The 12,310-nt window shown below is 76.3% G+C and carries 10 protein-coding genes; 4 read left to right on the forward strand and 6 right to left on the reverse strand.

Features of this window, described 5'->3' with window-relative positions; all coding sequences use genetic code 11:
• Positions 1-153: 153 nt before the first annotated feature.
• Entirely contained in the window at positions 154-1,377 is a 1,224-nt protein-coding gene (locus SMD11_RS03160; RefSeq protein WP_087924957.1) for an ROK family protein, read from the reverse strand.
• Positions 1,378-1,394: 17 nt separating this feature from the next.
• On the opposite strand from SMD11_RS03160, the gene SMD11_RS03165 reads away from it, so the two are divergent.
• Together SMD11_RS03165 and SMD11_RS03170 are read left to right on the forward strand one after the other, a co-directional pair.
• Positions 1,395-2,618 (forward strand): MFS transporter, encoded by a 1,224-nt coding sequence (locus SMD11_RS03165; RefSeq protein ID WP_087924958.1) that lies wholly within the window; start codon positions 1,395-1,397, stop codon positions 2,616-2,618.
• A 95-nt stretch (positions 2,619-2,713) separates the two neighbouring features.
• Entirely contained in the window at positions 2,714-3,607 is an 894-nt protein-coding gene (locus SMD11_RS03170; protein WP_087924959.1) for a DUF2797 domain-containing protein, read from the forward strand.
• A 156-nt stretch (positions 3,608-3,763) separates the two neighbouring features.
• Here the strand turns inward: SMD11_RS03170 and SMD11_RS03175 are convergent, their stop codons facing one another.
• The 3 genes from SMD11_RS03175 to SMD11_RS03185 form a co-directional block, all read right to left on the reverse strand.
• The gene (locus tag SMD11_RS03175; RefSeq protein WP_087930254.1) at positions 3,764-4,453 is read right to left on the reverse strand and encodes a response regulator; all 690 of its coding nucleotides are present in this window, start codon (positions 4,451-4,453) and stop codon (positions 3,764-3,766) included.
• Between the two features lie 56 nt (positions 4,454-4,509).
• A complete protein-coding gene (locus tag SMD11_RS03180) occupies positions 4,510-5,748 on the reverse strand; it encodes a sensor histidine kinase (RefSeq protein ID WP_087924960.1) in 1,239 nt (412 codons plus the stop codon).
• Positions 5,749-5,854: 106 nt separating this feature from the next.
• Positions 5,855-7,081 carry a geranylgeranyl reductase family protein gene (locus SMD11_RS03185; RefSeq protein ID WP_234365869.1) on the reverse strand — a complete coding sequence of 409 codons (1,227 nt, stop codon included), beginning with the start codon at positions 7,079-7,081 and terminating at the stop codon, positions 5,855-5,857.
• Between the two features lie 239 nt (positions 7,082-7,320).
• Here SMD11_RS03185 and SMD11_RS03190 point away from each other — a divergent pair, with 239 nt between their 5' ends.
• On the forward strand, positions 7,321-8,706 hold the full coding sequence (locus SMD11_RS03190; protein WP_087924962.1) for a dipeptidase: 1,386 nt from the start codon (positions 7,321-7,323) through the stop codon (positions 8,704-8,706).
• Positions 8,707-8,781: 75 nt separating this feature from the next.
• Here the strand turns inward: SMD11_RS03190 and SMD11_RS03195 are convergent, their stop codons facing one another.
• Together SMD11_RS03195 and SMD11_RS03200 are read right to left on the reverse strand one after the other, a co-directional pair.
• Complete coding sequence (locus tag SMD11_RS03195) at positions 8,782-9,819, reverse strand: NUDIX hydrolase (protein ID WP_199843785.1); 1,038 nt, start codon at positions 9,817-9,819, stop codon at positions 8,782-8,784.
• Positions 9,820-10,127: 308 nt separating this feature from the next.
• On the reverse strand, positions 10,128-11,132 hold the full coding sequence (locus tag SMD11_RS03200) for an ROK family protein (protein WP_234365870.1): 1,005 nt from the start codon (positions 11,130-11,132) through the stop codon (positions 10,128-10,130).
• 181 nt (positions 11,133-11,313) lie between these two features.
• Between SMD11_RS03200 and SMD11_RS03205 the strand changes: the two genes are divergently transcribed.
• The gene (locus SMD11_RS03205; RefSeq protein WP_087930256.1) at positions 11,314-12,303 is read left to right on the forward strand and encodes a LacI family DNA-binding transcriptional regulator; all 990 of its coding nucleotides are present in this window, start codon (positions 11,314-11,316) and stop codon (positions 12,301-12,303) included.
• Positions 12,304-12,310: the final 7 nt, after the last annotated feature.

Genomic DNA, 12,310 nt, shown 5'->3' on the forward strand with positions numbered 1-12,310 from the left:
GCACCACCGAGCCTCGTCGCGACGGGCCCGTCCGTCGTCGTACGGCCGGGGTCGGTCGCGCTCCCCCGCGGGGAGTACGCGGCCGCTCTGCGTGTACTCCCCGCCTCGTGCCCCGTTCCCGTCAGGTCCTCCTGACGAAGCCGGACGGTCCGTTCAGCCGAGCGCCGCCAGGGGATCGTCCAGGACGGGCTGCCACGCCGCCTCGGCCGCTCCGATGAGGCTGTTGTGGTCGAGGGTGCAGGACAGGATGGGCACGCTGCCGCTGCGGCCCCACAGGCTGCGGTCGGCGACGACCGCGCGGAGGCGTTCGGGGTCGGCTTCGAGCAGTTCGCGGTGGAGGCCGCCGAGGATGATGCGGTCCGGGTTGAGGATGTTGACCAGGCCCGCGAGGCCGAGGCCGAGCCGGTCGACGATCAGCTCGGCGGCGGCGCGCACGGCCGGGTCGGCGTACTCCGTGCGGAGCAGGTCGCGGGACTGCTGGAGCAAGGAGACCTCGGGCCCCGGGTCGCGGCCCGCGGCCGTCAGGAAGGCCAGCGGGTCGGCCTCGACGTCCAGGCAGCCACGGCTGCCGCAGTGACAGGGCAGACCGGCGGGGTTGACCGTAAGGTGGCCCACTTCCAGGGCGAGGCCGGAGCTGCCGCTGTGCAGCCGGCCGTCGAGGACGAGCGCGCCGCCGACGCCGCGGTGTCCGGTGGCGACGCACAGCAGGTGCCGGGCGCCGCGCCCCGCACCGTGGCGGTGCTCGGCGAGAGCGGCCAGATTGACGTCGTTGCCGGTGACGCCGAGGGCGGTCGTGCCGCCGGGACCGGGGACGTCCGCCTTGGCGAGCGCCTCGGTGAACAGCTCGCGGACCGGCGCCCCGGCGGGCCAGGAGAGGTGCAGCGGGTTGAGAGCGGTGCCCTCCGGTTCGGCGACGGCCGAGGGCACGGCGAGTCCCGCGCCCAGACAGCGGCGGTCCGTCCCGCGCAGCAGCCCCGCTCCGGCCTCGACGACGGCGTCGATGATGTGCGCGGGGTCGGCGGGTACGGTCATACAGCCGGGGGCGGTGGCGACCATGCGGCCGCCGAGGCCGACGAGGGCGGCGCGGAACCCGTCGGCGTGGATCTGCGCGGCCAGGACGACGGGACCGTCCGGGGCGAGGGAGAGCCGGTGGGAGGGCCGGCCCTGGGACCCGGCGGCGGCGCCGGGGCGCGCGTCGACCTCGATCAGCCCGAGGGCCTCCAGCTCGGCCGCGACGGCGCCGGCGGTCGCGCGGGTCACGCCGAGCTCGGCGGTGAGCACGGCCCGGGTGGGGGCGCGGCCGGTGTGGACGAGCTCCAGCGCCGGGCCGAGGGCGCCACGGCCGCGTTCCAAACGTGTTGTCCGAGTCTGGGTCACACCCCTATTCTGACTTTGTGCCGACGCTGAACAAAATACGGACAGCCATTTCGAGCCGATCCGGCCGGATACCCACCGATCCCGACCTCCGCCGCCTCCGCACCGCCCTCACCCTCTTCTTCGCCCTCGACGGCCTCCTCTTCGCCGGCTGGGTGGTCCGCATCCCCGCCATCAAGGAGCAGACCGGCGCCTCGGCCGGGGATCTCGGCCTCGCCCTGCTCGGCGTGTCGGCGGGTGCCGTGGCCACCATGACGGTGACCGGCCGGCTGTGCCGCCGGTTCGGGAGCCACCCGGTCACGGTCGCCGCCGCCGTGCTGATGTGCCTGGGCATCGCCCTGCCGCCGCTCACCCACTCGGCGCTCACCCTCGGACTCGTCCTTCTCGTCTTCGGCGTCGCCTACGGCGGGCTCAACGTCTCCATGAACAGTGCCGCCGTGGACCTCGTGGCGGCGATGCGCAGGCCGGTGATGCCCGGCTTCCACGCCGCGTACAGCCTCGGCGGGATGCTCGGCGCGGGGCTCGGCGGGCTGGTCGCCGGGCACCTGTCCGTCACCCGCCACCTGCTGCTCCTCACCGGCCTGGGCCTCGTCGTGAGCGTGCTCGCCGGGCGCGCGCTGCTGTCCCGGCCGGCGCCCGTCGTCGACCGGGTGGCCCCCGCGGCGGCACCCGGCGCGAAGCCGGCCGGCAGCCGGCGCGGCCTGGTCGTGGTCCTGGGTCTGATCGCCCTGTGCGACTCCTACGGTGAGGGAGCGCTCGCCGACTGGGGCGCGCTCCACCTCCAGCAGGACCTCGGCGCGCGGGCGGGCCTCGCGGCCGTCGGCTACTCCGTCTTCGCGCTCGCCATGACCGTCGGACGGCTGTCGGGCACCGCGCTCCTCGAACGGCTGGGCCAGACGCGGACGCTGGTCGCGGGCGGCGCGACGGCGTCGCTGGGCATGCTGCTCGGCTCCCTCGCCCCGACGGCCTGGATGGCGATCGTCGGCTTCGCGGTCACCGGGTTCGGCCTGGCCAACATCTTCCCCGTCGCGATCGGACGGGCGGGCGAGCTGGCCGGACCGAGCGGGGTCGCGCTGGCCTCCACATTCGGCTACGGCGGCATGCTGCTCGGGCCGCCGGCGATCGGCTTCCTCGCGGAGTGGTTCTCGCTGCCCACCGCCCTGACGACGGTCGCGGGCCTCGCGGCCATGGCCGCGCTGATCGCCTATGGAACCCGGAACGTGGTGCGGGCCGCGACCCGGTGAGGGGCCCGGGCGTTGTCAGTGGCGCCTGACACACTTCACGCAGGGGAACAGCCGGGCGGGGCCCGGGGCCGGCGAACGGGAAGGGGTGGGGCGGTATGCGCGCGGAAGGCGACGACTGGCGGTGCGCCGGGGTGCGCCGGCCACCCACCGGGCCCGAGCTGGCCTGGCTGCACCCGGTGCGCGGCGGGCGCACCTCGCCGCTGCCCGCCGGGCGGCAGCTGGCCTTCACCACCGGCGACGCCCGGCGCTGTCTCGGGGTCCGCAGGGGCGGCCGGCACACCCCGTGCCCGGCCGGCGCGGCCCTGACGGCCACGGCCGTCTCGGCGCAGTGCGCGGAGTGCGCGCGGCTGGACCGGGCGCACTCCGTGGCCGCCGACACCGTCGCCGACGACCCGCGCCCGTACGACGTCTATCTGGCGTGGTTCGGCCCGGGCCTGATCAAGGTCGGGATCACGGCGGCCGAGCGCGAGGGGGCCCGGTTGCGGGAGCAGGCGGCACTGTCCTACGCGCTGCTCGGCCGCGGCCCGCTGATGGCCGCCCGCCGGGCGGAGGCCGTGCTCGGCGCGGCGCTCGCCGTCCCCGACCGCTTCCCGTACGCCGCCAAGCGCGCCGCCCGGCACCCGCTGCCCGCGCGGGAGCCGCGGACGGCCGAGTTGGCGGAGCTCCACGGGCGGGCTCTCGGGCTCGCCGGTCTGCCGGAGTCGCTGGCGGTCCGCGCGTTCGCGCCGGTGCACCACGACGAGGAGTTCCACCTCGACCGCCTCCGGCCCGGCCCCGGTCTGGTCGGGCTCTCCCCGGGGTGCGCGATAGCGGGCCGGGTCGCGGCGGTCGCCGGGCCCGATGTGTATCTGGATACGGCGGACGGGCGGCTGCTGCTGGTCGACGCCCGGCAGCTGGCGGGGTGGGCGCTGCGGGCCACGGACCCGGGGACGGCGGTCACGGCGGCCGTCCGCCCGCCGGAGCCGGCCGGGCCGGACGCCCTGTTCTGAGCCGGGCGGCGAAGGCCGTGGGCCGGAGAGCGAGCCCACGGGCCTTTCCGGAGCCGGCCGAAACCCCGGACCGGAAGAGGCACGCCCCGGCCCGGACAGCGCCGCCTCGATGCCGGCCCCTTCCCGAACGCCGGACCGGCGGGCCGCCGCCCCGGGTCAGCTCAGCCAGCCGGGCCGTACCAGCCCCGTCTCGTAGGCGAGGACGACGAGTTGGGCGCGGTCCCGGGCGCCCAGCTTGACCATGGTGCGGCTGACGTGGGTCTTGGCGGTGAGCGGGCTGACGACGAGTCGGCGGGCGATCTCCTCGTTGGACAGCCCCATGCCGACCAGCGCCATCACCTCGCGCTCGCGGTCCGTCAGCTCCGCCAGCCCCGCGGGCTCGGCCGGCGCCTTGGAGCGCGCGGCGAACTCGGCGATGAGGCGGCGCGTCACCCCTGGCGAGAGCAGGGCGTCGCCGGCCACGACGGCCCGTACGGCGCGCAGCAGCTCCGCGGGCTCGGTGTCCTTGACGAGGAAGCCGGAGGCCCCGGAGCGGATCGCCTCGAAGACGTACTCGTCCAGTTCGAAGGTGGTGAGCATGACGACCCGCACCTCCGCCAGGGCGGGGTCCTCGGTGATCCGGCGGGTGGCGGCGAGCCCGTCGAGCACGGGCATCCGGATGTCCATCAGCACGGCGTCGGGCCGCAGTTCGCGCACCAGGGCCAGGGCCCGCTCGCCGTCGGATGCCTCGCCGACGACCGTGATGTCGGGCTGGACGTCCAGCAGGGCGCGGAACCCGGCGCGCACGAGGAGCTGGTCGTCCGCGAGCAGCACCCGGACCGGGCCCCTCTCCGGCGCGCCTCCCACCGGTCCGGGGCCGTGCGTCCCGGACCGCTCGGGGCGGCCGGGGCCCGGGTCAGCGGTCACGGTTCCTCCTGGTGCCGGGCGGTGAGGGGAAGCCGGGCACGTACCCGGAAGCCGCCGTCGGGCCGGGGGCCCGCCTCGACCGTACCGCCCAGGGCCGCGGCCCGCTCCCGCATGCCGACCAGTCCCCTGCCGCCGCCCGGGAGGGCCTCCTTGGCCGCGGGGGCGGCGGGCCCGTCGTCGTCGACGCGCAGTTCGAGGGCGCCGTCCCGGTGGCTCAGCCGGACCCGGGCGGTGCGGGAGCCGGAGTGGCGGACGATGTTGGTGAGGGCCTCCTGGACGATGCGGAAGGCGGCCAGTTCGGTGCCGGGCGGCAGACCGGCCGGCACGTCCTCCGTGGAGATGTCGACGGTCAGGCCCGCGTCGGCGGCCTGCTCGGCCAGCTCCGGCAGGCGGTCGAGGCCGGGCGCGGGCGCGCGCGGGGCCTCGCCGGGGGCACGGAGGGTGTCCAGGACCTGGCGGACCTCGCCGAGGGCCTCCTTGCCCGCGGCCTTGATGGTGACGAGCGCCGCGCGGGCCTGCTCGGGGTGCTCGTCGAGGAGCGCCAGGCCCACCCCGGCCTGGACGTTGATGACGGAGATGCTGTGCGCCAGCACGTCGTGCAGCTCGCGGGCGATCCGCAGCCGCTCCTCGTCGGCGCGGCGGCGCTCGGCCATGGCCCGTTCCGCCCGCTCGCGGGCCCACTGCTCACGGCGTACGTGCACGAGCTCGGCCACGACGACGACGGCCACGGCCCAGGCGGCGGGCGCCCACTCCTCGTTCCAGGGCGCCGGTCCGTCGCCGCCCGGCGGCAGCCACCGGTAGAGCCAGTGGGCGAGGAGGAGGTGCCCGGCCCAGAGCAGGGCCACGGCGCACCAGGCCGCGCGCCGGTGACCCGCGACGATCGCGGTGAAGCAGGCGACGACGACGCTGAGGAAGACGGGGCCGTAGGGGTAGCCGCCGCCGAGGTAGAGCATGGTGGCGGCGGACGCCCCGAAGACGGCGACCCGGGGACGGCGGTGGCGGATCAGCAGGAAGGCCGGCCCCACGGCGAGCAGGACCCGGGCGAAGGAGTCCAGGGGCGCCCGGTCGGGCTGGTTCAGGGCCGCGAAGTGGCTGCCGGCCTGCTGGACGAGCGCGACCGCGAGGGTGGAGGGCCAGGGCAGCCGCCGGGACGGGCCCCGGCCGCCCGGCCGGCGCTCCCACGGCGGCCCGGCGCCGTCCTCGCGCGCCCACGGCGCCCGTCTGTCGCGACCCATACCGGCCACGCTAGTGGGCGGGGCGGGCACGGGGCGTCCACCGCACGGGGTGGTCGTGGCTGCTCCCCGGGGAGTAGCCCGCCCTTCCACGCGCCGGGCGGCGCCGTCAGCGGTCCATCGAGGACAGCACCCGCCGGGCCATGGAGTGCGTGCGGACGACCTCGGCGAGCGTGGTGGTCCCCCGGGTGATCTTCACGAAGACCTGCCACGCCGGCCGGAAGCCGGTGAGCGCGGCGTGCATCAGGCCGGGGCGGCGCTGGTAGAAGGCGAGCATGCGGCGGCCGACGCCCATCTCCACGCCGAGGCCGGCCTTGATGGCGAAGGCGTAGTTCAGCGCCTGCCGGCGGGCGTCGACGGCGTCCTGCGCCTCGCCGATGCGGACGGCCCACTCCCCCGCCAGCCGCCCGGAGCGCAGGGCGAAGGAGATGCCCTCGCGGGTCCACGGCTCCAGCAGTCCGGCGGCGTCACCGCACACGATCACCCGGCCGCGCGAGAGCGGCGAGTCGTCGGAGCGGCAGCGGGTGAGGTGCCCGGAGGAGATGCTGGGCTCGAAGCCGGCCAGGCCGAGCCGGGCGATGAAGTCCTCCAGATAGCGCTTGGTGGCCGAGCCGTCGCCGCGGGCGGAGATCACGCCCACGGTGAGGGTGTCGCCCTTGGGGAAGACCCAGCCGTAACTGCCCGGGATCGGGCCCCAGTCGATGAGCACCCGGCCGGCCCAGTCCTCGGCGACGGTCGGCGGGACCGGGATCTCGGCCTCCAGGCCGAGGTCGACCTGGTCGAGCTTGACGCCGACGTGGGCTCCTATGCGCCCGGCGCTGCCGTCGGCGCCGACGACCGCGCGGGCGAGGACGGTCGTGCCGTCACCGAGGACGACCGCGACGGTGCGCCGGTCGGGCACGGCCGGGCCGTGCTGCTCGACCCGGGAGACCGTGACGCCCGTGCGCACCTCGGCGCCGGCCGCGCGGGCGGAGTCGACGAGCGCGGCGTCGAACTCGGGGCGATTGATGAGGCCGAAGAGCATCCGCTTGGAGCGGCGGGTGCGGGTCAGCTTCCCGTTGAGCGAGAAGGTGACGGCGTGCACCCGGTCACGCAGGGGCAGTTCGAAGCCCGGCGGCAGGGAGTCCCGGGAGGGGCCGATGATGCCGCCGCCGCACGTCTTGTAGCGCGGCAGTTCGGCCTTCTCCAGGAGGAGCACCCGGCGGCCCGCGGACGCCGCCGCGTGGGCGGCCGAGGCCCCCGCGGGGCCCGCCCCCACCACCACGACGTCCCACACCGGTTCCTGACCCCCGGTCGCGTCCCGCTCCGCGTCCTGGGCTGCGTTGTCGCTGCTCACCTGTGCTTCTACTCCCGCTCGATCACCGGCTAGGGCTACCGCCCGCATCCTAAGGCCCCCCGGCCCCGCGCTCCGCCGTGGGAAGGCCGTCGCCCGCGCTCCGGGGGGATCCGGGGCCGGGTCCGAAGGGGCGCGGACGGCCGGGGTCCAGGGAGGAGCCGTGCGACGGACCATGGGAGGATCAGCAGACAATCGCCCGTACGTACGGATATAACGCCTCGCCCCCAAGGAGCGTTCCCATGGAACCGTCCTCGCCCGTCCCGCCCCGGCCGACCGCGCTCGCGGAGACCGTCGCCGCCCTCCAGTCCCGTGCCAGGGCGGAGCTGGCGGAGCTGGTGGCCTTCGCGTCGGTCGCGGACGAGGCGCAGTTCCCCCGCAGCGAGTGCGAGGCCGCGGCGGACTGGGTGGCCCGGGCGCTGCGCGCCGAGGGCTTCACGGACGTGGCGCTCCTGGACACCCCGGACGGCACGCAGTCGGTCTACGGCTTCCTGCCGGGTCCGGCGGGCGCCCCCACGGTGCTGCTCTACGCGCACTACGACGTGCAGCCGCCGCTGGACGAGGCCGCCTGGCTGTCGCCGCCGTTCGAGCTGACCGAGCGCGACGGCCGCTGGTACGGGCGGGGTGCCGCCGACTGCAAGGGCGGCCTGATCATGCACCTCACCGCGATCCGGGCGCTGAAGGAGCACGGCGGCGTCCCGGTCAACCTGAAGGTCGTCGTGGAGGGCTCGGAGGAGCAGGGCACGGGTGGCCTGGAGCGCTACGCGCAGGAGCACCCGGAGCTGCTGGCCGCCGACGCCATCGTCATCGGTGACGCGGGGAACTTCCGGGTGGGCCTGCCGACCGTGACGGCGACGCTGCGCGGCATGACGCTGGTCCGCGTCCAGGTGGACACGCTGGAGGGCAATCTGCACTCCGGTCAGTTCGGCGGGGCGGCGCCGGACGCGCTCGCCGCGCTGATCCGCATCCTGGACTCGCTGCGCGCCGAGGACGGCACGACCGTGGTGGACGGGCTGCCGTCGGACGCGGCCTGGGAGGGTCTCCAGTACCCGGAGGAGGAGTTCCGCAAGGACGCCAAGGTCCTCGACGGGGTGGGCCTGATCGGCTCAGGCACCGTCGCCGACCGCCTGTGGGCGCGCCCGGCCGTCACGGTGCTCGGCATCGACTGCCCGCCGGTCGTGGGCGCCACCCCGGCCGTGCACGCGGGCGCGCGGGCGCTCGTCAGCCTGCGGGTGCCGCCGGGCACGTGCGCGGTCGAGGCGACGAAGCTGCTGACGGCGCACCTGGAGTCGGCCGCGCCGTGGGGCGCCCGGGTGGCCGTGGAGCAGGTGGGCCAGGGCCAGGCGTTCCGCGCCGACACCGGGAGCCCGGCGTACGCGTCGATGGCCGAGGCCATGCGCGTCGCGTACCCGGGCCAGGAGATGCAGATCTCCGGCATGGGCGGCTCGATCCCGCTGTGCAACGCGCTGGACGCCCTCTACCCCGAGGCGGAGATCCTCCTGATCGGCCTGAGCGAGCCGGACGCCCAGATCCACGCGGTGAACGAGAGCGTCTCCCCGGAGGAGCTGGAGCGGCTCTCGCTCGCCGAGGCCCTCTTCCTCACCCATTACGCGGACAGCCGGAGCTGACGCCGCCACGCCGCTCCACGGCGGGCGGAGGGTGCCCGTACGGGCACCCTCGCCGGGCACGGCGCGGGCCGGACCTCAGCCGACGGGCACGCCCGCCTCAAGGTTGAGCGGGCGGCCCTGTTCCCGGGCGCGCAGCGCCCACCGGAGCCGCTTCAGGCGGACGGGCGGCAGCAGCCCGGCCGCCTCGTCCTCGGTGACGAAGCGCCAGCCGCGCAGCTCCGAGCCGGGCAGCAGCAGCCGGTCCCCGTCCGCGCCCGGGAGCCGGCCGCCGTCGAAGAGGAACCGCATCCCGCCGAAGCCCGGCGGGTTCGGCGGCTCCCAGTCGACGACGAGCAGCCGGGGCACGGAGGGGAGTTCGACGCCTAACTCCTCGGCGACCTCGCGCACGCCGGCGCGGGCGGGCGCCTCGCCCGGTTCCACGACCCCGCCGGGGAACTCCCAGCCGGGCTTGTAGGTGGGGTCGACGAGGAGCACCCGGTCCTCCTCGTCGAAGAGCAGCACGCCGGCGGCCAGCGTCTCGGCCCGCGGCTCGGGGGTCTGGACGATCGCGCAGGTGCCGGCGGCGCCGGTGCGCAGGGCGTCGGCGATCCGCCCGGCGGCCTCGCGGGGGGTCAGCGCGCCGGTGTCGAGGGTGAAGGCGTCGGACCGCAGCCAGGGCAGGGCGGCCCGGTAGGGGCCGATGTGGTCGCGGCACCACTGGCGCACGGACTCGGTGCGTCCGGGGTCGTCGGGGTAGTCCTCGCGGCCCTCGATGCGGCCGCGCAGGATCGTTTCGTCGGTGTCCAGCAGCACATGCCGGACCGGGATGCGCCGCGCGGCCAGCCCGCCGAAGATCTCGTCGCGGTACTCCTGGCGCAGCAGCGTCATGGGGACCACGAGCGCCCCGCCGACCTCCGTGAGCAGCGCGGCCGCCGCGTCGACGACCAGCCGGCGCCAGATCGGCAGGTCCTGGAAGTCACCGACCTCGCCCAGTCTCTTCGGCGGCAGGAGGTGTCCCAGCGCCCCGCCTATCACCTCGGGGTCGTACAGGGTGCTGCCCGGGACCAGCTCGGTCAGCTCCCTCGCCGTGCTGGTCTTCCCCGCACCGAACGCGCCGTTAAGCCAGACGATCACGGTTCCCCCTTCTCCGTAGGCCCCTGTGACGTGCCCGGAACACCTTGCCACGGAAACGCGTGCGAGCGGCATGACGCACGGCGGGGCTCCCGGACGCCCGACGGCGTCCGGTTTCCGCCCTCGCGCCCCCGTGCGGGCCTTGCCCGGCGCGCTCCCGGCCACGCCGACCGGTGCGTACGCCGTCGCGCCAGGGACCGGGTGTGGTGGGTGGGATGGCCGGGGTGCGGGGGTCGTGACGGGCCGACAGGTCGGGGGCGTCCAGCGGGCCGTACCGACGCCGTCGGGCCCGCCCTACGACCGGGCCGCCGTCACCGTGCCCCGGGCACCTGCCAGAGCCCCGTGCCCTGGGCCGCCGCGGCGGCGGCGCCCACCAGGCCCGCGTCCGGGCCGAGCCGGGCGGGCAGCACCTCGACGCCGGCCGCGAAGGACAGCGTCGCGTAGTCGCGCAGGCGCGCGCGCAGCGGCGCGAAGAGGATGTCGCCCGCGCCCGCCACACCGCCGCCTATGACGGCCACCTCGATCTCCACCAGCGTCGCCGTCGCGGCGATGCCCGCGGCGAGCGCCTGGGCGGCCCGCTCGAAGGAGGCGAGGGCCACCGCGTCCCCGGCGCGGGCGGCCGCCGCGACGGCCGCGGCGGACCGGTCGCCGTCGGGGCCGGGGCGCCAGCCGGCGTCGAGGGCCCGGCGCGCGATGTTGGGTCCGCTGGCGATGCGCTCGACGCAGCCGCGGGCGCCGCAGGGGCAGGCGTCCCCGTCGAGGTCGACACTGATGTGACCGATGTGCCCTGCGTTCCCCGTGGGTCCGGTGTGCAGCCGGCCGTCGAGGACGAGGCCGCCGCCGACCCCGGTGGAGACCACCATGCACAGGGCGTTGGCCCGGCCCCGTGCCGCGCCCTGCCAGTGTTCGGCGGCGGTCATCGCGACGCCGTCGCCGACCAGGGTGACGGGGCGTCCGGCCACCCGCCGCGCCACCTCCTCGACCAGCGGGTAGCCCCGCCAGCCGGGGACGTTGACCGGGCTGACGGTGCCTCGGGAGGCGTCCACGGGTCCCGCGCTGCCGATGCCCACGGCGCGCACCCGCGGCCACCCGCCGTCCGCCGCGAGCGCGTCGAGCACCTCGGCCACCGCGCCCATCACGGTGGCGCCGTCCTCCCGGGCGGGCGTGGGCCGCCGCGCGCGGGCGAGCAGCCGGCCCCGGCTGTCCACCAGCGCGCCGGCGATCTTGGTTCCGCCGATGTCGAGGGCCGCGACCAGACCGGGGTCCGGGGAGGCGGGTACGGAAACGGGCGTTGAGGCGGGCATGGAGGCGGGCATGGAGGCGATCTCTCCTGGTCCACGGCGTGCGGGATGGCGTGAGGTCGTCAGTCTCCCCAGAGTTGACAACGTTGTCCAGGCTCTATGCTCGACGTCACCCCGTACTCCCGGCGTCCCGCGCGAAGGAAGATGCACCGTGGTCGAGAACAGCCCCCAGCAGCGCTACGGCACCCGTCCGACCATGAAGGACGTGGCCGCGCGCGCCGGGGTGGGGCTCAAGACCGTCTCGCGGGTGGTGAACGGCGAGCCGGGCGTCACCCCGGACACCGAGCGGCGGGTGCGGGACGCCATCACCGCTCTCGGCTTCCGCCGCAACGACAGCGCGCGCATCCTGCGCAAGGGCCGGACCGCCTCCATCGGGCTCGTCCTCGAAGACCTCGCCGACCCCTTCTACGCGCCGCTGAACCGCGCCGTCGAGGAGGTGGCCCGGGCCCACGGGGCGCTGCTCATCAACGGCTCCAGCGCCGAGGACGCCGAGCGCGAGCGCGAACTGGCACTGGCGTTCTGCGCCCGCCGGGTCGACGGCCTGATCGTCATCCCCGCGGGCAGCGACCACCGCTACCTCGAACCGGAGATAGCCGCGGGCGTCGCCACCGTCTTCGTGGACCGCCCGGCCGGCCTGCTGGACGCCGACGTCGTGCTCTCCGACAGCTTCGGCGGTGCCCGCGAGGGCGTCGCCCACCTCATCGCGCACGGTCACCGCCGCATCGGCTTCCTCGGCGACCAGCCGCACATCCACACGGCCACCGAGCGGCTGCGGGGCTACCGCGCGGCCATGGCCGACGCCGGGCTGCCCGTGAACGACGCCTGGGTGTCGCTGGGCGCGACCGCCCCCGAGCGGGTCCGGCGGGAGGCGGAGCGGATGCTCGGCGGGGCCCGGCCGGTCACGGCCCTGTTCGCGGGCAACAACCGCGTGACGGTCACGGTGGTGCGTGTCCTCGCCGGGGCGCGGCGCCCGGTCGCGCTCGTCGGCTTCGACGACTTCGAGCTCGCCGACCTGCTCTCCCCCGGCGTCACGGTCGTCGCCCAGGACGCGGCCCGGCTGGGCCGCACGGCGGCCGAGCGGCTCTTCCGCCGCCTGGACGGTGTGCTGGAGCCGCCCCGCCGGGTGGAGCTGCCGACCCGTCTGGTCGTGCGCGGCTCGGGCGAACTCCCGCCCGCCGAGGGCTGAGCCCTCC

The sequence above is a fragment of the Streptomyces albireticuli genome, from assembly GCF_002192455.1.
Taxonomy (GTDB): Bacteria; Actinomycetota; Actinomycetes; order Streptomycetales; family Streptomycetaceae; genus Streptomyces; species Streptomyces albireticuli_B.